We start from the raw sequence: 20,958 nt of genomic DNA, 5'->3' as shown, positions 1-20,958 counted from the left end.
AACTGTTATTTTGGTATGTTAAGGTATCCAAAAAGCTAGGTTTGGTTTCTTGGCGAACCCAAGTCTAAATTCACTTGCACGCCCTTGTAGTCCTTCAGCAGCCTGGCGTAAAGACGCGTCTGATCTTTGAACGTGCGCGGTCTAACACGATCCCTGCGGGTTGTTAAGAACACTTCCCTTGAACCTGTAGCGTTCCTGATGTGCGCAACGACATAGCACCCTGCATTCGTGGGTATGAGGCGAATTTTCTCTACAGCGCCTAGTTTCGCCAGGGCTTCGAGGTCCGCGGCAAGGACACTGTTTTGGGTTGAGCAGAGGGGAATCATTCAGGACTGGTATACACAAGTACAACAAAGGGCTTGCTGTGAGTGTAATTTATGCATAGCCAAAACAAACATATTGGATGATGTTTGCTACCAAAAATGTTGTTTTGGTATGATGATGGTCGAGTTTGACTTTTATGGCCAGTTGACCAGCGAAGCGGGCGCATGCTTCGTCGCTTAGAATGTTACCTAGCGATACAATTAAAGGGGTCACCAAGCCTCAGGATTGCTGGCAGCGTTGCCTTCCGTGGACTTGCGCCACGGGTGCTCCTGTTCGACGGAATTTTGCGCCATCACAGCTGTGGCCCTCTTCCACAAAATCCACACTTGTATCTATTCCTTGTCCGGCACTGTGTGTTAGCACAGTGCCAAAGATGATTTCGTGTGTTGCCGTGATGTTGATGCGATCAGATTTGCTGTGCCGGGGGAGTCTCATGCGGCAGAAGTATCTGCACCGGGATCCCTGCGAAATCGTTGGCAAGATTGTTGATCAGACGTGTCTGATCAACAAAAACCTTAGGTTCTTTGCGGTTGCGTCGAGTTGCCAAGTAGATGGGCCGCTGTGGCTCGTTGCGTAGGTAAGCAACGACATACGTACCTTTTTCACCGCTTAGTGAGACTACTACGAGCTTAATTAAGGCCCCTTCCTTAGCCTGGCGGATGAGGTCGGCATCGAGGATGCTGTTCTTTGTTGTACAGCTGGGAAGTGTGCTCATTTTCGTGTGCCTAAAGTGGCACTTTTTGGCAAACGCGCAAGTTTAAACTAGGGAATGTAAGATGGAACACAGCCGGAGGGATTTGATCGCATCCGAGGGGGCAACTGGAGCCCTTGTTGTCTCAGTTAAGGAGGGCAACGGAGCTACAGGATGCCTGTCTGCGCATCTCGCACAAGCAGCAGTCAGGACTGGCATGCGTGTGCTGATCGTTGATCTTACGCGGGGGGGAGCGCTTGGCGCAAGCTTTCCACCTAGTACAACGTCTGGGAACGCATCTGGGTTGACCGTTTCTCAGCTTTTTCGACCCCCTCCCCCTGTGCTCGACCCTGAGCAACTGTCGCCGTGGCTCTCAATCGTGCGGTTCGATGCTTGGCTTTTTGACGCAGCCCTCAGTGCAACCGACGCAGCGCAGCGGCTCAGTTCGTCCCTCGCACAATTTCTCATCCGGTATGACATGTGCATAGTTGAACTATCCGAGGATGACACTGCCGCCCTCCCGAGCGTGCTTGCAGAGGCATCTTGCCTGGTCACCACGTCAACCGTTGGAAATCGCGCTTCAGGTGCGGGACCTCGCCGCTTGAAGCGGTTGCAAGCTGGCGTCAGAGTCGCAGCAGCTAGCAACCCGAAGCTTCGGGGGTTGACGCTTCTCCCGCTGGCGACCCCTTTATCCCCCGTCATTACAGACTCTGGCAACAGATTGCTGGCTGATCGCCTGCTGTTTGCCACGTTCGGAGAACGTATCGCCCACCAACAACTCCTGGCAGCTTAGCTTGCATAGGTCATCTGTCACGTTCTCCGGCTGCACATAGGTCATCTGTCACGCCCATTTTTAGCCGGCATACCAAAAAATATCTTTTGGATCGTTTTTGCTACCACAATTTTTGTCCTTCGGTGACAAATGACCTATGGTCCGTCATTGCGTGACTTTTTGTAGACGGGCCGAGAAGCTGTAGGTTGACCAGACATGGCCCCTGCCGGCGTCGCGGCCCTGGCCTGGCGAGCACCTGGTGCTGGGCCAGACATGCAGATCCACAAGCAGGCCGGCGCGCTGCATCGAGCAGCTGCAGGCCCTGGTCGAGCTCATCGACCAGCTGCGGCCGGCGGCGCCGCTGCGCCGCCCAGGCCTGGCCAGCGCCTGGTGCTGGACCAGACATGCAGATCCACGTCCACCAGGCAGGCGCGTAGCGCGACCGTGGCCACCACATCGAGCAGCTGCAGGTTGATCAAGCATGGTCCCTGCCGGCGGCGCCGCCCAGACACGCAGATCCACGACCAGGCCGGCGCGCTGCGGGGCCGTGGCCCCACATCGAGCAGCTGCAGGTCCTGGTCGAGCTCATCGACCAGCTGCAGCAGGCGGCGCTGCTGCGCCGCCCGGGCCTGGCCAGCACCTGGTGCTGGACCAGCTGGCCCAGACATGCAGATCCACGACCAGGCCGGCGCGCTGCGCGGCCGTGGCCAACACACCGAGCAGCTGCAGGTCCTGGTCGAGCTCATCGACAAGCTGCGGCCGGCGGCGGCGCCGCCCAGGCCTGGCCAGCACCTGGTGCTGGGCCAGCTGGCCCAGACACGCAGATCCACGACCAGGCAGGCGCGTAGCGCGGCCGTGGCCACCACAACGACCAGCTGCAGGTCCTGGTCGAGCTCATCGACCGGCTGCGGCTGGCGGCGGCGCCGCTGCGCGGCCCAGGCCTGGCCAGTACCCGGTGCTGGACCAGCTGGCCAAGACATGCAGATCCACGTCCACCAGGCCGGCGCGTAGCGCGGCCGTGGCCACCACATCGAGCAACTGCAGGTTGATCAAGCATGGTCCCTGCCGGCGGCGCCGCCCAGGCCTGGCCAGTACCCGGTGCTGGACCAGCTGGCCAAGACATGCAGATCCACGACCAGGCCGGCGCGCTGCGCGGCCGTGGCCCCACATCGAGCAGCTGCAGGTTGATCAAGCATGGTCCCTGCCGGCGGCGCCGCCCAGGCCTGGCCAGCGCCTGGTGCTGGGCCAGCTGGCCAAGACACGCAGATCCACGTTCACCAGGCCGGCGCGTAGCGCGGCCGTCGCCACCACATCGAGCAGCTGCAGGTTGATCAAGCATGGTCCCTGCCGGCGGCGCCACCCAGGCCTGGCCAGCGCCTGGTGCTGGACCAGCTGGCCCAGACATGCAGATCCACAACCAGGCCGGCGCGCTGCGCGGCCGTGGCCACCACAACGAGCAGCTGCAGGTCCTGGTCGAGCTCATCGACCAGCTGCGGCCGGTGGCGGCGCCGCCCGGGCCTGGCCAGCGCCTGGTGCTGGACCAGCTGGCCAAGACATGCAGATCCACGACCAGGCCGGCGCGCTGCGCGGCCGTGGCCCCACATCGACCAGCTGCAGGTCCTGGTCGAGCTCATCGACCAGCTGCGGCCGGCGGCGGCGCCGCCCGGGCCTGGCCAGCGCCTGGTGCTGGGCCAGCTGGCCCAGACACGCAGATCCACGACCAGGCCGGCGCGTAGCGCGGCCGTGGCCACCACAACGAGCAGCTGCAGGTCCTGGTCGAGCTCATCGACCAGCTATGCGGGCAGAGCCTCCGAGGGCGGGGGGCATGGATACGCACGCGTATCCATGCCCCAAGGTCTTCAGATTCGCGGAACGCTATGTTTGGCGCAGGTTCCGCAGGGCTTGTCTGAACTCATCGACCAACTACGGGTGCGTAGTTGGACACCCCACAAGTCATCGCGTCGGATGGCGGCGCCGTCCAGGGGCTGCCTCAGCGGGTCACAAGGTGCATCTATACAAAATATATTTTTGGTATAGATGTTGCATACACCTTGTGTGTTGCTCTAGAATGGACAAATCGTAACTAGTGGTGCTGCGGAAAATGGCTAACAAAGAAGTTCAAATGTCTATCAAAGTTGAGGCCGACCTGAAGGCTCAATTCACAGCTGCCGCCGCAGATAGTCACCGGCCATATGGACAAGTTATACGAGATCTGATGCGGCTCTACATTGCGAGCCGTGGAACACCACTTACTGTAGATTCGGTTCGCCTGCGAGAAGATATTGCGCAACCATCTCAGCAAACGCGTGAATCTATTTCAGCATGAAACAGTCCGACCAAAGAGGCAGCCCTGGCAACTCTCTCGCCGAACGGGCAAGCAAGCAAGCAGAGAATTTGCAACGTAGCGCTTGGTTGAGAAGAAAGGGCGTAGACCCAAACGGTCAACATCAACTTGATTTATTGTTCCCGGAGCAACTGCAACGTACAGATTTGCGGCATATTCCTAATGACTATGCTCGCTCATCTTTGTTTACCGCGAGAAATAAGCGGACTCCACGTGAGAATTTGCTACATAAAACTTTATTTCATTATTCTCAAAGTGTCCAAATTCTTTACACAGGTCCCGAACTGCGCGCAGAAGACGATGAGGTGATTTGGCTTCAGATACTAAATTATGGAAAGAACGTTCCTTTCGGGGAGCCTTTCGATTTCTCTGTTAAAGACTTGGTCAAGGATGTTAGTTGGTCGAAAAATGGTCGATATTATGATAAAGCGCGAGAATGCATTTCTAGGTTAAAAGCAAACGAAGTTCTAGCGTTAAGCACAAAGGCTTATGGTAGAAGCGGATCAATATCATTAATCCAAAATTACACCGCCATAAATGACGTAGAGGGAAAACCGACTCAGTACCGAGTATGGCTTGATCCTGGATTGGTTTGTTTATTCGCTGGGAATACTTTTACGAGCCACATTTGGGAGATATATCGAGATTTATCGCCGGTTGGGCGTAGGCTAGCAGACCATATTGCGAGTCATCAGCAGCCTTTCCCATTAACATTGGTAACATTCCAAGGAATGTGTGGGTCCACGGATTTAAAAATGTTTAGTTGGAGACAGACAGTTAAAAGAGCCTGCACGGAACTAATGAACGCAGGTCTTGCTAAATCCATTATCCTTAAAGACGATTTCATCTCTGTCGTTCGCTAAGGCCTGGGCCTTAGCGTCACAGTCATGCCAGAGGCCGTCTAGCACGGTCTCCATTTAGCTAGGCGGGCTCCCACCCGCAGAAAATGAGAATGGCACGCCCAACGTCCATGGTCTAGTGTTGTTATGCTTCCCTGACCTCCCCTCGCCTACCCTAAATTTTTATCCATCCCTGTCAGGGATTCAAGGGCCGGGCGTAGCCCTGAAATACTCACCCGTTCAGTACTCATTTCATTCCGTTCCGCGTGCGGCTTCCGTTTTCGCCCTTGCCCCCTGCCCTGTATGGAAATTTACGGGTATCACGGCGAAGGGAACTCAGCGAAGCAATTTTTACAACACAGGAATGGATATTGACATGACATACCGAAACGAAATTAATACAGAAAACTTCCCGGCTCAAGAATCTTGCAATGCAAAATTTAAATTGCAGGAGACTGCAGTTCAATCGTCATTTGATTTTTCTGGGAGTAGTTCTCATCAAGAAGAAGCATGCATTAACAATTACGAAGAGAAAGTTAAGGCACGACGAGAGCGTTATGAGCAACTAGCTGCAAAGGCGACTAGTGAAGGAGCGACACTTTACAATCGGGCTCGCGAAATGGCCCAAGCTATTCCTTTTGGTCAACCAATTCTTTTTGACCATCATAGTGCTGGAAGAGACATAAATTATCGTAATAAAATTCACAATACCTTTGGAAAGTCATTTGCCGCTCAAGATAAAGCTCAGCATTATCTTAGGAAAGCCAGTGGTGTGGGAAATGGAGGTGTATCTAGCGATGATCCAAAAGCTATTGAGAAACTTAGGTCTCAACTATTGAATGCTGAAGCTTCTCAGGAATCGATGAAATCGGCAAATAGAGCTATTCGCGGGAAGAAGTCAGATGAAGATAAATTATCAGCTCTCATTGAGATTGGATTTACTCTAGAGCAAGCGAAAGAGGCAATGAGACCGGATTTTGCAGGGCGTATAGGATTTCCTGCTTATGCACTTTCAAATAATAATGCTAATATCAGTCGAATTAAATCTAGAATAGCAGAGTTGGAAAATAGTAAGACGCGAAATACTGTAGAAAAATCTGGTAATGGATATATCTATAGAGAAGACGTTGTAGAAAATCGTGTGATGTTTCTTTTCGAAGGAAAACCTTCTGAAGATATCAGAAATATTCTAAAGCGCCATTCTTTTAAATGGTCACCGGGGCGTGGAGCGTGGGTTCGACATTTAAACAATGCCGGAATTTGGGCCAGCCAGCAAGTGATTGCGTCTTTAGATCAGGCATAGCTATTACTGAGGTAGGCGCCTGTCGGGGGCGCCGCTGCGCGGCCCAGGCTTGGCCAGCTGGCCCAGACATGCAGAGCCACGACCAGGCCGGCGCGCTGCGCGGCCGTGGCCACCACAACGAGCAGCTGCAGGCCTGGCCAGCACCTGGTGCTGGGCCAGCTGGCCCAGACACGCAGATCCACGACCAGGCAGGCGCGTAGCGCGGCCGTGGCCACCACAACGACCAGTTGCAGGTCCTGGTCGAGCTCATCGACCAGCTGCGGCCGGCGGCGGCGCCGCCCGGGCCTGGCCAGCACCTGGTGCTGGACCAGCTGGCCCAGACATGCAGATCCACAACCAGGCCGGCGCGTAGCGCGGCCGTGGCCACCACATCGAGCAGCTGCAGGTTGATCAAGCATGGTCCCTGCCGGCGGCGCGGCCCAGACACGCAGATCCACGACCAGGCCGGCGCGTAGCGCGGCCGTGGCCAACACATCGAACAGCTGCAGGCCTGGCCAGCACCTGGTGCTGGGCCAGCTGGCCCAGACATGCAGATCCACGTCCAGGCCGGCGCGCTGCGCGGCCGTGGCCACCACATCGACCAGCTGCAGGTCCTGGTCGAGCTCAGCTGGCCCAGACACGCAGATCCACGTCCACCAGGCCGGCGCGTAGCGCGGCCGTGGCCGGCACAACGACCAGCTGCAGGTCCTGGTCGAGCCCATCGACCGGCTGCGGCCGGCGGCGCCGCCCAGGCCTGGCCAGTACCCGGTGCTGGACCAGCTGGCCCAGACCCACAGATCCACGTCCACCAGGCCGGCGCGCTGCGCGGCCGTGGCCACCACATCGACCAGCTGCGCCCGGCGGCGCCGCTGCGCGGCCCAGGCCTGGCCAGTACCCGGTGCTGGACCAGCTGGCCCAGACCCACAGATCCACGTCCACCAGGCCGGCGCGCTGCGCGGCCGTGGCCACCACATCGACCAGCTGCGCCCGGCGGCGCCGCTGCGCGGCCCAGGCCTGGCCAGTACCCGGTGCTGGACCAGCTGGCCCAGACCCACAGATCCACGTCCACCAGGCCGGCGCGCTGCGCGGCCGTGGCCACCACATCGACCAGCTGCGCCCGGCGGCGCCGCTGCGCGGCCCAGGCCTGGCCAGTACCCGGTGCTGGACCAGCTGGCCCAGACCCACAGATCCACGTCCACCAGGCCGGCGCGTAGCGCGGCCGTGGCCACCACATCGACCAGCTGCAGGTTGATCAAGCATGGTCCCTGCCGGCGGCGCCGCCCGGGCCTGGCCAGCACCTGGTGCTGGACCAGCTGGCCCAGACATGCAGATCCACGACCAGGCCGGCGCGTAGCGCGGCCGTGGCCAACACATCGAGCAGCTGCAGGTCCTGGTCGAGCTCATCGACCAGCTGCGCCCGGCGGCGCCGCTGCGCGGCCCAGGCCTGGCCAGCACCTGGTGCTGGACCAGCTGGCCCAGACATGCAGATCCACGACCAGGCCGGCGCGTAGCGCGGCCGTGGCCAACACATCGAGCAGCTGCAGGTCCTGGTCGAGCTCAGCGACCAGCTGCGGCCGGCGGCGCCGCTGCGTGGCCGTCGCCACCACATCGAGCAGCTGCAGGTTGATCAAGCATGGTCCCTGCCGGCGGCGCGTAGCGCGGCCGTGGCCAACACACCGAGCAGCTGCAGGTCCTGGTCGAGCTCATCGACCAGCTGCGGCCGGCGGCGGCGCCGCCCAGGCCTGGCCAGCGCCTGGTGCTGGACCAGTTGGCCCAGACATGCAGATCCACGACCAGGCCGGCGCGCTGCGCGGCCGTGGCCACCACAACGACCAGCTGCAGGTCCTGGTCGAGCTCATCGACCAGCTGCGCCCGGCGGCGCCGCTGCGCGGCCGTGGCCAACACATCGACCAGCTGCAGGTCCTGGTCGAGCTCATCGACCAGCTGCGGCCGGCGGCGGCGCCGCCCAGGCCTGGCCAGCGCCTGGTGCTGGGCCAGTTGGCCAGCTGGCCAAGACATGCAGATCCACGTCCACCAGGCAGGCGCGTAGCGCGGCCGCGGCCACCACATCGACCAGCTGCAGGTTGATCAAGCATGGTCCTTGCCGGCGGCGCCGCCCGGGCCTGGCCAGCACCTGGTGCTGGGCCAGCTGGCCAAGACACGCAGATCCACGTCCTCCAGGCCGGCGCGCTGCGCGGCCGTCGCCACCACATCGAACAGCTGCAGGCCTGGCCAGCACCTGGTGCTGGGCCAACTGGCCCAGACATGCAGATCCACGACCAGGCCGGCGCGTAGCGCGGCCGTGGCCAACACATCGAACAGCTGCAGGCCTGGCCAGCACCTGGTGCTGGGCCAGCTGGCCCAGACATGCAGATCCACGTCCAGGCCGGCGCGCTGCGCGGCCGTGGCCACCACATCGACCAGCTGCAGGTCCTGGTCGAGCTCAGCTGGCCCAGACACGCAGATCCACGTCCACCAGGCCGGCGCGTAGCGCGGCCGTGGCCGGCACAACGACCAGCTGCAGGTCCTGGTCGAGCTCATCGACCGGCTGCGGCCGGCGGCGCCGCCCAGGCCTGGCCAGTACCCGGTGCTGGACCAGCTGGCCCAGACACGCAGATCCACGACCAGGCCGGCGCGTAGCGCGGCCGTGGCCCCACATCGAGCAGCTGCAGGTCCTGGTCGAGCTCAGCGACCGGCTGCGGCCGGCGGCGCTGCTGCGCCGCCCAGGCTTGGCCAGCACCTGGTGCTGGACCAGCTGGCCAAGACATGCAGATCCACGACCAGGCCGGCGCTCTGCGCGGCCGTCGCCACCACATCGAGCAGCTGCAGGTTGATCAAGCATGGTCCCTGCCGGCGGCGCGGCCCAGACACGCAGATCCACGACCAGGCCGGCGCGCTGCGCGGCCGTGGCCCCACATCGAGCAGCTGCAGGTCCTGGTCGAGCTCATCGACCAGCTGCGGCCGGCGGCGGCGCCGCCCGGGCCTGGCCAGCACCTGGTGCTGGACCAGCTGGCCAAGACATGCAGATTCACGTCCACCAGGCCGGCGCGTAGCGCGGCCGTGGCCACCACATCGAGCAGCTGCAGGTCCTGGTCGAGCTCATCGACCAGCTGCGGCCGGCGGCGGCGCCGCCCAGGCCTGGCCTGCTGGCCAAGACACGCAGATCCACGTCCACCAGGCCGGCGCATAGCGCGGCCGTGGCCACCACATCGACCAGCTGCAGGTTGATCAAGCATGGTCCCTGCCGGCGGCGCCGCCCAGGCCTGGCCAGCGCCTGGTGCTGGACCAGCTGGCCCAGACATGCAGATCCACGTCCACCAGGCCGGCGCGTAGCGCGGCCGTGAGCACCATCAGGCGCATCGCGCCAATGCCGAGCCCCACTTGTGACAGATGACCTATATTTATCCACAAGGTGACAGATGACCTAGGGGGGGAGGATGCAAATGTCAGTCCTAGAAAAGACCTGTCGTGACATATGGCCTAGCTGGCGTGACAAATGACCTATGCGCTCAGGTTCATTCATAGGCCATTTGTCACAGAATTGAGTGCCATCTTCGATGTTGTGTGGATAAGTTATCCATGAATCGGCTTGAGCTCAATTTCTAGTGACAGATGACCTATGAATTGTGACAGATGACCTATGAATTCTGCTATTTGCAGGAAATAAATGGGTAAAACTTGTGACAGATGGCCTATAAAACCATGACAGATGGCCTATAAAACCATGACAAATGAACTATCCACAGGTTATGCAGGCCATTGATTTTTAACAAGTATTTCTATAGTTTATGCGGCGCTAACCGTTTTTTTTAACCCTTTATTTAACCTCGCCGCCTCTTGGGGGGTGCTTCGCTCCCCCCGCCGGCTCCTCCGGCCTACGGCCTCCGCCCGCGCCTTCGGCGCTCCCCGCCCGGCATCCCCCCAGAGGGCTACGCCCTCTCGCCCTTACGGGCTCACTCCCTTGAACAGTGCCGCTTCGCGGCAAGAACTGACGTGCTGCAGGGGCAGCTTGGTCTAAGCGGCGCGGCGTGCAAGCACGCCGCCCTGGATTGCTACGCTTCGCTACGCAACCACCCTTCGGGCGCTAAGACCGGGACAAATCGCGCGCTGCCCGTCCGCTACGCGGCCGTTCAGCCCGCTCAGCCCGGCGCCTGTGGGCGCCAAGCAGGAAACACCATGCTTATTCCAAAAGAATACAGTTCACCAGGAAAGGGGGTCCTCCTGCCCTCGAAGACGAAATAGGGCCCTGCCCTGGGGGCTACAGGCTGCAAACGCCATGCCATTGGTGCGAGAAGCACCCTGGGACAGTGAATCGCTTAGATGCGTATGTATCTCGACTGGTGCCGGAAGAAACGAGCAGCCCGTTGATATAAAAATCAAACGGTCAAAAAAAATACCCGGCCTAGCCGGGTATTTTTGCACTTTTTGGACAATCCGCTCAGATTGCCAAATTTCCTTGAATTTCGTACTTTGTACGATCCTTATCTTTGATCCAATTCGGAGGCTTACCGCGTCCTGTCCAAGTCGCTCCGGTGCTGGGATCGCGATAACGCGCCACCGAAGGGCTGGCTTGACTAGCTTGGCGGCGGCCTCGTTGAGCCGGGAAAATGTCTTCCGCTGTGAGATTGTATTGAGAAATAAGCTCTCGAACAGACGCAACAGCAGTTGCAAGCTCAGACTTGCGCGCATCTGCAATTTTGCTTTCGAGTTGTGCACGCTGAGCGAGCAATTCTTTGTAAGTTGCCATCTGAAGCTCCTTTGATGAACGTTGATCTTCATATACAACGCGTCTGCGGGCATATGATGGACTAATTATAATTGAATTCATGGCGTAGATTGCAGTATTTCAGAATCGAATCAAAATAAATATCAAACTTCAATTTGAAGTGACGTGCCTACGGCACGTGAAGGCGCTCGCCGCGCGGCGTACTCTTGTCGAAGATGGATTGGCGCTGTATCTCCGTTTCCCTGAATTCCTCGCCATTTCCGTTGACTTTGCGCTATGGCTGCCCTGGTATCAAGGGGGTGTTCATAACGCTACGCGTTACGAATGCTTCCCCCTTGCTTCCTGGTCCTCCACATCGCCGCAGCTCAACGGGCGACGAACTCAGGGAAACGGCAGCGAGAAACCGAGGGCCATCCTCTCGCCCCGAGAACATCAGTTGATGGGCTCGAAATCTAAGGACCCGGCCTGCCTAAATTCAGAAAGACCATCATGCTTGCATCTCGTTTTCGCCATAATTCGCCTACTTTGCGCAGCACTTCCCCTCTGTCCGATGAGCAAATGAGGGCTGTTGCACCTTCCATTTTCTCTGATGCCGCTCATGATAGCCGCTCTAGCCGTTATACCTATATTCCAACGTCTCGCGTTCTTGCTGGACTGCGAGAAGAAGGCTTCGAACCGTTCATGGTTGCGCAAACAAAGGTACGTGATGAAAGTAAACGAGACTTCACCAAACATATGATTCGGCTCAGACATGTTAGCCAAATTAATAGTACCACTGCTAATGAATGTATCCTTCTAAATTCTCACGATGGATCGTCTAGCTTTCAGCTACTTGCAGGAGTATTCCGTTTCGTTTGCTCAAATGGGCTTGTGTGTGGGGAAACCTCTGCGGACATACGCGTTAGGCATCAGGGGGACATTGTCAGCAATGTAATCGAAGGGGCATATACAGTACTGGAAGATTTTGAGCGAATTGATAATCAACGTGAGGAAATGAGGGGCATCAAGCTCTCTGGAGAAGAGAAACATATATTTGCCAGTGCTGCATTGTCTCTGAAGTATGATCCAGATCAGCCAAGCCCAATTACAGAAAAACAAATTATTTCCCCGAGACGAATTGACGACATTAATTCAGACCTTTGGAGTGTGATGAATGTCGCCCAAGAGAATATGATCCGAGGCGGATTACTTGGACGTTCTGCCACTGGGCAACGTCGCCGCACGCGAGCGGTAGAGGGAATAGACCAAAATATCAAGTTAAATCGGGCGTTGTGGATGCTCGCAGATGGAATGGCAAAACTGAAAGCCTAAACAAGAACGTGCCATAGCGTGGCACGTCCAGCCCTGCTGTTGGACCAACTGGCCAAGACATGCGGAACCATGACCAGGCGGGCGCACTGCGCGACTCTGGCCACCGCACAGAACAGCTGCAGGTTGACCATGCATGGCACCTGCAGGCGGCGCTGCCGCGCCGCCTGGGCTTGGCCAGCACCAAGTGCTGGCCTGGCTGGCCAAAGGCCCACCAACCAGAGTTATGTCGGCGCGAATGCGCGACCTGGCGCGTGCAATGAGACCAGGGCTCTGGTCGAACACTTCAAGTCGCTCGAATAAGCGCATTCCTCGCCATTACCAATAAAAAGAGTATGTAATGGAATGCGGGTGACATTGGATAGCTTCGAATGAATAGAAGATTCTCGCACTTAAGGCGAAATTGAGAAGTGGGCGATTGGTCATAAAATGTAATCCGTAAACATCACAAAAATCCAACACGCGATATGTTTCTGTTCACTGTTAGGAGAGAACGGCGATATAATTAATTTGCAAAACAATAAGACTGGCTTACTCATAAGATAGCTGGACTTCATGTTTTTTTCAAATTCTGTTTTAGGAGTTGAGGATGCTTGAGATAGAATGGTTCGTAAATATCGCGGACCACGGTGAAATGGATTTACACGGAGTCAGGAGAGATTGATGGGGCGTTATCTCAACGGGATTAATTATGACCAGCCTCTGCCTCCCCCATTGGTTTACGTCGTAACGCGCGACAGACTGCTATCCGGAAAAGGTATTCTGAAGGTTAGAACAAATGGATGGATACAAGCAGAGAACATGCCAATGGGAATAACCGGAGCAACTAAGCAAAATCCAAGCACTTACGAAATTTACGCACTCTTCGACTGCTTTATCTCGCGTCACGCAGCTATAGCCTGTGCCGCCGCGAGAATTGAGCACGAAATATCTGAAGAACGCTATAAATTCCAAGCCATTGAGAACAGGCTACGCGCAACATTGGCGACAGTCATTAAAGAAGTTGCAGACGACAAAGTCTGATATTGATTCCATCGCAACCCTTCTCCGGATGAGACAAGGAAGCTCCCAGATAGCCGCCAAGCTGGTCCTTGTTGAGGGGTTGCAGCCATCACTAGGGGAAAATTTATGAAAATCCATGCCACTGGGGAAGATTCATCATTCAGTAACGGAACGGAATTCGCATATGAACAAGCACTTGCAAATGCGAGAATAGAAGGATTTGTTCCAGATGCGAAGTTTACTGCAGACTATCTTGAAATGAAGAATGGGAATATTACTGCAGACGAGTTTCGTGCAAGAGTCTACAGCAATGCGAAAGCTGTAGAAGAAGAAGCTACTAAAGGTAAACCCTCCAGCGAAGAATAAAAATGAATGAGGACGTTATTAGGCGTTGGAATTCATATTTTTATCAAGGAACAAATGTCCTGATAAATTTACCGGGTTTCAGGGAGCCTAACGCACTTAAACAGTTTGAGTATGGAATGGCGATTTCACGGACTGTCGAGCTATCGAATTCTCCAATTAGTGGAAAATTCGATTTGGAACATTTGCAAGCAATACATAAGCATTTGTTCCAAGATACTTATGAGTGGGCGGGTAAGTTACGCGATGTGCCTATGGCTAAAGGGAAGTCTATCGGGTTTGAGAAACCTGAGCGGCTGACAGAGAGTGCATCGAAAATACATAATGACTTAGTCGCAAATGGATATCTGAAAAATCTAAATAAGAAGAATTTCGTAGAAAAACTATCTATATTGTATTCTGATCTAAATCGGTTACATCCATTTCGTGAGGGTAATGGGCGGTCTACTCGCGTATTTATTGGTCAAATCGCAGAGAGAGCGGGATACACATTAGATCAGACGCGTATAGACAACAGTAAAGGTCTATGGAATGACGCGGCAGCAAAAAGTATGGATGGGAATATCCAGGAGATTGCGAAAATATTATCTGAGGCGATAAGGCCTAGTCGTTCTGTAGCTTTTGAAAGGTTATCGCAGGAACGTGCTTTAGAGAAGCACCCCGAGCTAAAGCCACTCTTCGAGAAATTGGCGGCAACTGGTGCAGTGCTTGACCGGACGCATCCAGGAAACGCTAAAGCAAAGGACCACTTTCTGAATCATCAACGCAAGGAGATGATTCGAAGGCTAGACACTGGAGAAGTCAAAGGCTTAGCGATCTCGGAAAAAATAGATCAACGAGATGGGAGATTTGAAAATCAAATGAAGAAAGCACAAGATTTTGCAAACTCTTCAATCCAGGATCCCGTTGCGCGCGCTACATTTCTAGCTAAATTTCAAGAGCGGTTAAATGCCATTGAAAGGCAAAGTGCTGATTCCAAAACGAAGCAAGAAATATCCGGTCGATAAAAGGTCTGAAAATGAACGAGACACAGCTAATAGGTCGTTTAGGACATAATCCCCAGATTACTCGCGTAGGCGGCACCGTAATTGCAAATATGAGTATTGCTACGGCGGAGTATTGGAGAGATGGACAAGGCGAGGGCAAGAAACATACTGAGTGGCATGAAGTTGTATGCTATGACGGACTTGCGAGCCTAGTAGAAAACTATCTACGATCTGGCGATGAAGTATGGATTGCCGGTAATCTTCGCACTAAGCAGTGGATGGACGAAAGTGGGAAAAAAATAAAATCTACTAAGATCCGCGTAAAAGCTCTAAGAATGTTACGCGTGGCTCCAGACAAAGATCGAGTTCGCGATACGCTTGAAAGTCTCGCAGCAATAATTGAGCAGATGCAGAATCCAATACACAATTTCACGCTGAACGAATTTGCCTCAATGGTGGACTCAGCACGTGGAAAATTGGCTGGTGAGTTCTGAAAATAAGACTTATCAGGGACCATAGAAAGACTTTGGGCCGTTGATACGCAGGATATCAACGGCCCATTCAGACTAGTGGCGAAAGTTATTCCATTAACATTTCGCTCAGAAGTCGAAATTCATAACTTGATAAAAGGGGGAATTTGAAAGGTTTTCCTGTTTGATGCGCTTCGCGCAGACCGATGGCAATTTTGGTAAGATAGAGGTTCATCGCTATGATCCGAGAAAATTTAGCGGTATGCCCTCGAAGGTTGCACCCTTCGGGGGCTTTTTTTTGGGGGGGGAGAGCCGTTGCATCGGCTCAGGACTCCTTTGCTGTTAGAGCCAATCATAACGTCTAGAGGTTATGTGTCAAGCTCTTTTTGTGTTTCGCCTCCGCGAAACACAACCAACATGCCTGATGTAACGCCGGTGACTCGGGAACAGCACGTATGGCAGTTATTCCTTGGTCCTACAATAGACGTGCATGATTTCATTATCCAGGTCGCGGAATGCTCTTAAACTGCGGGATAGTGACGGCTGAAGTATCCCTGTTGCCTTCGCTGCTTGAGATGGGGATTTGCCGTCTACGAGTACAAGACGGACTGCGGATATAGCCGGCTCTTTAGAACGCAGTCTCTTCGCTAAGAAGAGGAATTTTTCGTTATCCACGGTTATATTTCAGTCAATTTCTGGCTGCTTCGAACTACGCCAAACATTCAACATATGAGCCATCCATTCTTCACCAATGCGATTTACAGCATACGGAATGGAATCGCCGGGAGCTAGTTCACGCATCCGGCCAGAGGCAACGGCTACATATAAGCGTTCTCCGCTAGATAAAGCCCCGGTGCGCCTATAATCGCCATTCCACGCTTCTCTAGCTATTTCATCAAGATATTCAAGAATAGATTCATTCATGGTTAATTAAAGACGTTGGGTCTATGTATATTGACTCTCTATGTTAACGCCTGGATGTTAAATGTCAATGGTGTCGCTTGGTTTTCAGATACTTGCGATGTCTCTCTAATCAAGAAATCGAGGATACCTTGCTTGGGCCCACCTGCACCACTTCACCCTAGGCACGTGCTCCACGTTGGATAAAAAAGATGTTGATGCGTGATGCGCTACGCGCTACAATGTAGCAGCATGATAAAAAGCTTCAGACACAAGGGGCTGCAGCGGTACTTTGAGACGGGAAGTAAGGCGGGCATCCAAGCTGCCCATGCCTCTCGGCTTCGTCTACAGCTGGCAGCGCTCAACCATGCGACCAAGCCGGAAGATATGTCCGCTCCTGCCTGGTCACTACATTCCTTGAAAGGGGATAAGAAAGGGCATTGGGCAATAACGGTGAACGGCAACTGGCGGATAGTTTTTACTTTTGATGGAACCGATGCCATATTAGTAGACTATTTGGACTATCACTGAGAGAACGAAATGAGTAAGATGCACAATCCTCCGCACCCTGGTGAAGTAATTCGCGAGTATCTTGGCAACGTTACCGTAACAGACGCGGCCCAGCAACTTGGCGTTAATCGTGTTACCTTGACGAGAATTGTATCGGGGCATTCTGGAATTTCTCCAGACATGGCCTACCGTTTGGCCAGCGCATTTGGCACCAGCCCCGAGCTTTGGGCAGGAATACAGATGCAATATGATTTGCATCGGGCTAGTAAGGAAAAGCGACCCTTGATTCAGCCTTTCACGGGAATTGCCACTGCATGAGCGGTAAAGGAATGAGAATAAATGAATAAGCTGGAATTTATTCGAATACTCGATGCCGGTAACGAGAACGTTAGCGACAAAACTGCAGACCTCTGGTTTCACATTCTTCAATGGGTGAAAAAAATGGGGTATGCAGATACTGCCGATACGCCAGCATTCGTAGAGTATGTGCAGGATTTCCGTAATGTTGAGATAGCTACCATCGCGAGGCACTTGGCCCGCTTGGCAGACGCTGGGTTTCTAGATGGTCATTTTGTCAGGCGAAAACTTCCAAAAATGGTAAGGGAAGAATTAGAAAGTAGCATTTCAGCGATGATCTTTGGTCATGGACCATCCACTTTACCTGCCTCCTTCAAGCGATATACGCTTCCTGGTGCTTCTTGTCCGCTTGAATTAAGTGCCGTACAGAATATGATGAATATGAATGAATCACGGGATCGAGAAATGTTGAGTCTTATGCCTAGTAAATTTTCTTAGTATAGGGAGAGAAGATGAAGAACAAAACAATTGCTATTGCCGTTATTTTCTTTTCCACTATTTTTATAGCTGGATGTGGTGAAAGTAAACAAGAGGAATTGGCAGCAAAACAGCTGCAGGATAGGGACGAGGCTCAAAAGAATAAGGCAGAGGGAGAAAAAGCGCTGACTTCAAAAAAGGGTTTTAATCCATTTTGATTTGTTTTGGAAGAATAGATAACAATGGTTGTCTAGAATAGAGAAGGCGGATGTATGTCAGCTGAATCTGTGAAATATAAATTGCGCAGGATAGACCACGCGAAAATGCGGGATGAGTTTGCTGCATTAGAGGCTAAAGAAGCACATCTAATTAAGAATGGCCAGCCCCTCAGGGCTCGTATTCGAAATTCGTCCAAATACTTTGGTCAAGGTGTTGAAGGCGCCCTTTTCCCAATATGCATACGTGCTGGTGGGGGCTATTGTGTTGCCGGTGGGCCGGGTGGCCAATATCGATTAGATGACGTTGACATTTTCGCAGTGGTGGACGATGCTCAGCAACCAGTTCAAATAACGTTTGAATGACTTAGAGAATTAATCCATCTGAGATGGACGAGGAACCGCAAAACGCCAAGTTGCCTGCGCGCAGTGTGTGCAACGGATCGAGGGAGCCGACCATGATTATGGGTATGTGCATTACCTATACGTTGCTGTAGGGGCCGAAAGCGTTGCCCCGTAACGTTAAGGGGCATCTATGTTCTCTGATGACGACTGGCGTTTGTGGGCTGTCTGCCTGCTGTGCCTTTGGCTTTTGAGCTAAAGGTACGCTGGAAGGGCCGTCAACCTTTGACGGCCCTTTCTGTCTGTGCAATTCAATACACGCAGATCCTCGACCGGGCCAGCGTGTAGCGCGGGCATGGCCACCACATCGAGCAGCTGCAGGTCCTGGTCGAGCTCATCGACCAGCTGCGGCCGGCGGCGGCGCCGCCCGGGCCTGGCCAGCGCCTGGTGCTGGACCAGCTGGCCCAGACATGCAGATCCACGACCAGGCCGGCGCGTAGCGCGGCCGTGGCCACCACATCGAGCAGCTGCAGGCCCGGATCGAGCTCAGCGACCAGCTGCGGCCGGCGGCGGCGCCGCCCGGGCCTGGCCAGCACCTGGTGCTGGACCAGCTGGCCCAGACATGCAGATCCACGACCAGGCCGGCGCGCTGCGCGGCCGTGGCCAACACACCGAGCAGCTGCAGGTCCTGGTCGAGCTCATCGACAAGCTGCGGCCGGCGGCGGCGCCGCCCAGGCCTGGCCAGCACCTGGTGCTGGGCCAGCTGGCCCAGACACGCAGATCCACGTCCAGGCAGGCGCGTAGCGCGGCCGTGGCCACCACAACGACCAGCTGCAGGTCCTGGTCGAGCTCATCGACCAGCTGCGCGGCCCGGGCCTGGCCTGGTGCTGGACCAGCTGGCCCAGACATGCAGATCCACAACCAGGCCGGCGCGCAGCGCGGCCGTGGCCACCACATCAACCAGCTGCAGGTCCTGGTCGAGCTCATCGACCAGCTGCGGCCGGCGGCGGCGCCGCCCAGGCCTGGCCAGCGCCTGGTGCTGGGCCAGCTGGCCAGCTGGCCAAGACATGCAGATCCACGTCCACCAGGCAGGCGCGTAGCGCGGCCGTGGCCACCACATCGAGCAGCTGCAGGCCCGGATCGAGCTCAGCGACCAGCTGCGGCCGGCGGCGGCGCCGCCCGGGCCTGGCCAGCACCTGGTGCTGGACCAGCTGGCCCAGACATGCAGATCCACGACCAGGCCGGCGCGCTGCGCGGCCGTGGCCAACACACCGAGCAGCTGCAGGTCCTGGTCGAGCTCATCGACCAGCTGCGGCCGGCGGCGGCGCCGCCCAGGCCTGGCCAGCGCCTGGTGCTGGACCAGTTGGCCCAGACATGCAGATCCACGACCAGGCCGGCGCGCTGCGCGGCCGTGGCCACCACAACGACCAGCTGCAGGTCCTGGTCGAGCTCATCGACCAGCTGCGCCCGGCGGCGCCGCTGCGCGGCCCAGGCCGGCGCGTAGCGCGGCCGTGGCCAACACATCGACCAGCTGCAGGTCCTGGTCGAGCTCATCGACCAGCTGCGGCCGGCGGCGGCGCCGCCCAGGCCTGGCCAGCGCCTGGTGCTGGGCCAGCTGGCCAAGACATGCAGATCCACGTCCACCAGGCCGGCGCGTAGCGCGGCCGTGGCCACCACATCGACCAGCTGCAGGTTGATCAAGCATGGTCCTTGCCGGCGGCGCCGCCCGGGCCTGGCCAGCACCTGGTGCTGGGCCAGCTGGCCAAGACACGCAGATCCACGTCCTCCAGGCCGGCGCGCTGCGCGGCCGTCGCCACCACATCGAACAGCTGCAGGCCTGGCCAGCACCTGGTGCTGGGCCAACTGGCCCAGACATGCAGATCCACGACCAGGCCGGCGCGTAGCGCGGCCGTGGCCAACACATCGAACAGCTGCAGGCCTGGCCAGCACCTGGTGCTGGGCCAGCTGGCCCAGACATGCAGATCCACGTCCAGGCCGGCGCGCTGCGCGGCCGTGGCCACCACATCGACCAGCTGCAGGTCCTGGTCGAGCTCAGCTGGCCCAGACACGCAGATCCACGTCCACCAGGCCGGCGCGTAGCGCGGCCGTGGCCGGCACAACGACCAGCTGCAGGTCCTGGTCGAGCTCATCGACCGGCTGCGGCCGGCGGCGCCGCCCAGGCCTGGCCAGTACCCGGTGCTGGACCAGCTGGCCCAGACCCACAGATCCACGTCCACCAGGCCGGCGCGCTGCGCGGCCGTGGCCACCACATCGACCAGCTGCGCCCGGCGGCGCCGCTGCGCGGCCCAGGCCTGGCCAGTACCCGGTGCTGGACCAGCTGGCCCAGACCCACAGATCCACGTCCACCAGGCCGGCGCGTAGCGCGGCCGTGGCCACCACATCGACCAGCTGCAGGTTGATCAAGCATGGTCCCTGCCGGCGGCGCCGCCCGGGCCTGGCCAGCACCTGGTGCTGGACCAGCTGGCCCAGACATGCAGATCCACGACCAGGCCGGCGCGTAGCGCGGCCGTGGCCAACACATCGAGCAGCTGCAGGTCCTGGTCGAGCTCATCGACCAGCTGCGCCCGGCGGCGCCGCTGCGCCGCCCGGGCCTGGCCAGCACCTGGTGCTGGACCAGCTGGCCCAGACATGCAGATCCACGACCAGGCCGGCGCGTAGCGCGGCCGTGGCCAACACATCGAGCAGCTGCAGGTCCTGGTCGAGCTCATCGACCAGCTGCGCCCGGCGGCGCCGCTGCGCGGCCCAGGCCTGGCCAGCACCTGGTGCTGGACCAGCTGGCCCAGACATGCAGATCCACGACCAGGCCGGCGCGTAGCGCGGCCGTGGCCAACACATCGAGCAGCTGCAGGTCCTGGTCGAGCTCAGCGACCAGCTGCGGCCGGCGGCGCCGCTGCGTGGCCGTCGCCACCACATCGAGCAGCTGCAGGTTGATCAAGCATGGTCCCTGCCGGCGGCGCGTAGCGCGGCCGTGGCCAACACACCGAGCAGCTGCAGGTCCTGGTCGAACACATCGACCAGCTGCGCCCGGTGGCGCCGCTGCGCGGCCCAGGCCTGGCCTGCTGGCCCAGACACGCAGATCCACGACCAGG

Annotated in this window: 35 protein-coding genes; 14 read left to right on the top strand and 21 right to left on the bottom strand. The window is 57.0% G+C overall.

All coding sequences use genetic code 11. The annotated features are described in order from the left end of the window. Positions 1–730 precede the first annotated feature (730 nt). Positions 731–1,039, bottom strand: coding sequence for a hypothetical protein (locus A4F85_RS30095; protein ID WP_156516885.1), 309 nt, complete (start codon positions 1,037–1,039; stop codon positions 731–733). Between the two features lie 1,080 nt (positions 1,040–2,119). After that, positions 2,120–2,455 (bottom strand): hypothetical protein, encoded by a 336-nt coding sequence (locus tag A4F85_RS30090; protein WP_156516884.1) that lies wholly within the window; start codon positions 2,453–2,455, stop codon positions 2,120–2,122. Between A4F85_RS30090 and A4F85_RS01200 the strand changes: the two genes are divergently transcribed. Then, positions 2,454–2,798, top strand: a complete 345-nt coding sequence (locus A4F85_RS01200) for a hypothetical protein (protein ID WP_063325400.1) — start codon at positions 2,454–2,456, stop codon at positions 2,796–2,798. The genes A4F85_RS30090 and A4F85_RS01200 overlap by 2 nt on opposite strands. A gap of 177 nt (positions 2,799–2,975) precedes the next feature. On the opposite strand, the gene A4F85_RS30080 is transcribed toward A4F85_RS01200, so the two are convergent. Both A4F85_RS30080 and A4F85_RS01195 read right to left on the bottom strand, forming a co-directional pair. Continuing rightward, positions 2,976–3,122 carry a hypothetical protein gene (locus A4F85_RS30080; RefSeq protein ID WP_156516882.1) on the bottom strand — a complete coding sequence of 49 codons (147 nt, stop codon included), beginning with the start codon at positions 3,120–3,122 and terminating at the stop codon, positions 2,976–2,978. Further along, a complete protein-coding gene (locus A4F85_RS01195) occupies positions 3,119–3,541 on the bottom strand; it encodes a hypothetical protein (RefSeq protein WP_063325399.1) in 423 nt (140 codons plus the stop codon). Before A4F85_RS01195 ends, A4F85_RS30080 begins: the two co-directional genes overlap by 4 nt. A 347-nt stretch (positions 3,542–3,888) precedes the next feature. Here A4F85_RS01195 and A4F85_RS30075 point away from each other — a divergent pair, with 347 nt between their 5' ends. From A4F85_RS30075 to A4F85_RS29065, 3 genes are all read left to right on the top strand, one after another. Next, complete coding sequence (locus tag A4F85_RS30075; RefSeq protein ID WP_156516881.1) at positions 3,889–4,113, top strand: hypothetical protein; 225 nt, start codon at positions 3,889–3,891, stop codon at positions 4,111–4,113. Beyond that, positions 4,110–4,994, top strand: a complete 885-nt coding sequence (gene trfA / locus A4F85_RS29070; protein ID WP_082848063.1) for a plasmid replication initiator TrfA — start codon at positions 4,110–4,112, stop codon at positions 4,992–4,994. The genes A4F85_RS30075 and trfA overlap by 4 nt, the downstream gene beginning before the upstream one ends. A gap of 352 nt (positions 4,995–5,346) precedes the next feature. Beyond that, the gene (locus A4F85_RS29065; protein ID WP_231890413.1) at positions 5,347–6,273 is read left to right on the top strand and encodes a DUF3560 domain-containing protein; all 927 of its coding nucleotides are present in this window, start codon (positions 5,347–5,349) and stop codon (positions 6,271–6,273) included. Here A4F85_RS29065 and A4F85_RS01190 read toward each other — a convergent pair. The 8 genes from A4F85_RS01190 to A4F85_RS29060 all read right to left on the bottom strand — a co-directional run bounded on the left by A4F85_RS01190 (position 6,264) and on the right by A4F85_RS29060 (position 10,999). Further along, positions 6,264–7,508 carry a hypothetical protein gene (locus A4F85_RS01190; protein ID WP_156516880.1) on the bottom strand — a complete coding sequence of 415 codons (1,245 nt, stop codon included), beginning with the start codon at positions 7,506–7,508 and terminating at the stop codon, positions 6,264–6,266. The two genes, A4F85_RS29065 and A4F85_RS01190, sit on opposite strands and share 10 nt — an antisense overlap. Continuing rightward, positions 7,505–7,735, bottom strand: a complete 231-nt coding sequence (locus A4F85_RS30070) for a hypothetical protein (RefSeq protein ID WP_156516879.1) — start codon at positions 7,733–7,735, stop codon at positions 7,505–7,507. Before A4F85_RS30070 ends, A4F85_RS01190 begins: the two co-directional genes overlap by 4 nt. A gap of 74 nt (positions 7,736–7,809) precedes the next feature. Next, the gene (locus A4F85_RS30065) at positions 7,810–8,271 is read right to left on the bottom strand and encodes a hypothetical protein (RefSeq protein ID WP_156516878.1); all 462 of its coding nucleotides are present in this window, start codon (positions 8,269–8,271) and stop codon (positions 7,810–7,812) included. A 69-nt stretch (positions 8,272–8,340) separates the two neighbouring features. Then, entirely contained in the window at positions 8,341–8,712 is a 372-nt protein-coding gene (locus A4F85_RS01175) for a hypothetical protein (RefSeq protein WP_063325387.1), read from the bottom strand. Then, the gene (locus A4F85_RS30060) at positions 8,696–9,094 is read right to left on the bottom strand and encodes a hypothetical protein (RefSeq protein WP_156516877.1); all 399 of its coding nucleotides are present in this window, start codon (positions 9,092–9,094) and stop codon (positions 8,696–8,698) included. Before A4F85_RS30060 ends, A4F85_RS01175 begins: the two co-directional genes overlap by 17 nt. A gap of 186 nt (positions 9,095–9,280) precedes the next feature. Continuing rightward, entirely contained in the window at positions 9,281–9,484 is a 204-nt protein-coding gene (locus tag A4F85_RS01160) for a hypothetical protein (protein ID WP_063325394.1), read from the bottom strand. Further along, complete coding sequence (locus tag A4F85_RS31220) at positions 9,481–9,612, bottom strand: hypothetical protein (protein ID WP_269447110.1); 132 nt, start codon at positions 9,610–9,612, stop codon at positions 9,481–9,483. Before A4F85_RS31220 ends, A4F85_RS01160 begins: the two co-directional genes overlap by 4 nt. A 1,078-nt stretch (positions 9,613–10,690) precedes the next feature. Continuing rightward, the gene (locus tag A4F85_RS29060) at positions 10,691–10,999 is read right to left on the bottom strand and encodes an H-NS histone family protein (RefSeq protein WP_082848062.1); all 309 of its coding nucleotides are present in this window, start codon (positions 10,997–10,999) and stop codon (positions 10,691–10,693) included. A gap of 465 nt (positions 11,000–11,464) precedes the next feature. On the opposite strand from A4F85_RS29060, the gene A4F85_RS29055 reads away from it, so the two are divergent. From A4F85_RS29055 to A4F85_RS29045, 5 genes are all read left to right on the top strand, one after another. Beyond that, positions 11,465–12,289: a DUF932 domain-containing protein gene (locus A4F85_RS29055; protein ID WP_082848061.1), complete on the top strand. Its 825-nt coding sequence runs from the start codon at positions 11,465–11,467 to the stop codon at positions 12,287–12,289. Positions 12,290–12,949: 660 nt separating this feature from the next. Beyond that, positions 12,950–13,309: a hypothetical protein gene (locus A4F85_RS30055; protein WP_156516876.1), complete on the top strand. Its 360-nt coding sequence runs from the start codon at positions 12,950–12,952 to the stop codon at positions 13,307–13,309. A gap of 105 nt (positions 13,310–13,414) precedes the next feature. After that, entirely contained in the window at positions 13,415–13,654 is a 240-nt protein-coding gene (locus A4F85_RS30050; protein ID WP_156516875.1) for a hypothetical protein, read from the top strand. 2 nt (positions 13,655–13,656) lie between these two features. Then, on the top strand, positions 13,657–14,658 hold the full coding sequence (locus A4F85_RS29050; RefSeq protein WP_082848060.1) for a Fic/DOC family protein: 1,002 nt from the start codon (positions 13,657–13,659) through the stop codon (positions 14,656–14,658). An 11-nt stretch (positions 14,659–14,669) separates the two neighbouring features. Continuing rightward, on the top strand, positions 14,670–15,131 hold the full coding sequence (locus A4F85_RS29045) for a single-stranded DNA-binding protein (RefSeq protein WP_082848059.1): 462 nt from the start codon (positions 14,670–14,672) through the stop codon (positions 15,129–15,131). Between the two features lie 660 nt (positions 15,132–15,791). Here the strand turns inward: A4F85_RS29045 and A4F85_RS30045 are convergent. Continuing rightward, a complete protein-coding gene (locus A4F85_RS30045; RefSeq protein WP_156516874.1) occupies positions 15,792–16,031 on the bottom strand; it encodes a hypothetical protein in 240 nt (79 codons plus the stop codon). 228 nt (positions 16,032–16,259) lie between these two features. Here A4F85_RS30045 and A4F85_RS01150 point away from each other — a divergent pair, with 228 nt between their 5' ends. The 5 genes from A4F85_RS01150 to A4F85_RS30030 are packed head-to-tail and all read left to right on the top strand — an operon-like array spanning position 16,260 to position 17,872. Continuing rightward, positions 16,260–16,538 (top strand): type II toxin-antitoxin system RelE/ParE family toxin, encoded by a 279-nt coding sequence (locus A4F85_RS01150; RefSeq protein WP_063325392.1) that lies wholly within the window; start codon positions 16,260–16,262, stop codon positions 16,536–16,538. A gap of 9 nt (positions 16,539–16,547) precedes the next feature. Beyond that, positions 16,548–16,835, top strand: coding sequence for a HigA family addiction module antitoxin (locus A4F85_RS01145; protein ID WP_063325391.1), 288 nt, complete (start codon positions 16,548–16,550; stop codon positions 16,833–16,835). Between the two features lie 21 nt (positions 16,836–16,856). After that, on the top strand, positions 16,857–17,312 hold the full coding sequence (locus tag A4F85_RS30040; RefSeq protein ID WP_156516873.1) for a hypothetical protein: 456 nt from the start codon (positions 16,857–16,859) through the stop codon (positions 17,310–17,312). A gap of 14 nt (positions 17,313–17,326) precedes the next feature. Beyond that, positions 17,327–17,509: a hypothetical protein gene (locus A4F85_RS30035; RefSeq protein WP_156516872.1), complete on the top strand. Its 183-nt coding sequence runs from the start codon at positions 17,327–17,329 to the stop codon at positions 17,507–17,509. A gap of 54 nt (positions 17,510–17,563) precedes the next feature. Next, on the top strand, positions 17,564–17,872 hold the full coding sequence (locus A4F85_RS30030; RefSeq protein WP_197485430.1) for a hypothetical protein: 309 nt from the start codon (positions 17,564–17,566) through the stop codon (positions 17,870–17,872). Positions 17,873–18,159: 287 nt separating this feature from the next. Here the strand turns inward: A4F85_RS30030 and A4F85_RS01140 are convergent, their stop codons facing one another. The 8 genes from A4F85_RS01140 to A4F85_RS30020 form a co-directional block, all read right to left on the bottom strand. After that, positions 18,160–18,444 (bottom strand): hypothetical protein, encoded by a 285-nt coding sequence (locus tag A4F85_RS01140; RefSeq protein ID WP_063325390.1) that lies wholly within the window; start codon positions 18,442–18,444, stop codon positions 18,160–18,162. A 254-nt stretch (positions 18,445–18,698) separates the two neighbouring features. Next, positions 18,699–18,917 carry a hypothetical protein gene (locus tag A4F85_RS01135; protein WP_063325389.1) on the bottom strand — a complete coding sequence of 73 codons (219 nt, stop codon included), beginning with the start codon at positions 18,915–18,917 and terminating at the stop codon, positions 18,699–18,701. Between the two features lie 77 nt (positions 18,918–18,994). Further along, positions 18,995–19,549, bottom strand: coding sequence for a hypothetical protein (locus tag A4F85_RS01130; RefSeq protein ID WP_063325388.1), 555 nt, complete (start codon positions 19,547–19,549; stop codon positions 18,995–18,997). Further along, positions 19,546–19,917 (bottom strand): hypothetical protein, encoded by a 372-nt coding sequence (locus tag A4F85_RS01125; protein ID WP_063325387.1) that lies wholly within the window; start codon positions 19,915–19,917, stop codon positions 19,546–19,548. The genes A4F85_RS01130 and A4F85_RS01125 overlap by 4 nt, the downstream gene beginning before the upstream one ends. Further along, on the bottom strand, positions 19,901–20,272 hold the full coding sequence (locus A4F85_RS01120) for a hypothetical protein (RefSeq protein ID WP_063325386.1): 372 nt from the start codon (positions 20,270–20,272) through the stop codon (positions 19,901–19,903). The genes A4F85_RS01125 and A4F85_RS01120 overlap by 17 nt, the downstream gene beginning before the upstream one ends. After that, a complete protein-coding gene (locus A4F85_RS30025) occupies positions 20,269–20,499 on the bottom strand; it encodes a hypothetical protein (protein ID WP_156516871.1) in 231 nt (76 codons plus the stop codon). The genes A4F85_RS01120 and A4F85_RS30025 overlap by 4 nt, the downstream gene beginning before the upstream one ends. 74 nt (positions 20,500–20,573) lie before the next feature. Continuing rightward, entirely contained in the window at positions 20,574–20,804 is a 231-nt protein-coding gene (locus A4F85_RS01115; protein WP_063325385.1) for a hypothetical protein, read from the bottom strand. Further along, the gene (locus A4F85_RS30020; RefSeq protein WP_156516870.1) at positions 20,801–20,941 is read right to left on the bottom strand and encodes a hypothetical protein; all 141 of its coding nucleotides are present in this window, start codon (positions 20,939–20,941) and stop codon (positions 20,801–20,803) included. The genes A4F85_RS01115 and A4F85_RS30020 overlap by 4 nt, the downstream gene beginning before the upstream one ends. Between the last annotated feature and the right edge of the window lie 17 nt (positions 20,942–20,958).

Source organism: Delftia sp. GW456-R20 (assembly GCF_001622915.1).
In the GTDB taxonomy this organism is placed as follows: Bacteria; Pseudomonadota; Gammaproteobacteria; order Burkholderiales; family Burkholderiaceae_C; genus Comamonas; species Comamonas acidovorans.
Note: the sequence above shows the minus strand (reverse complement) of the source record. Positions and strands in the feature narration are given on the sequence as shown.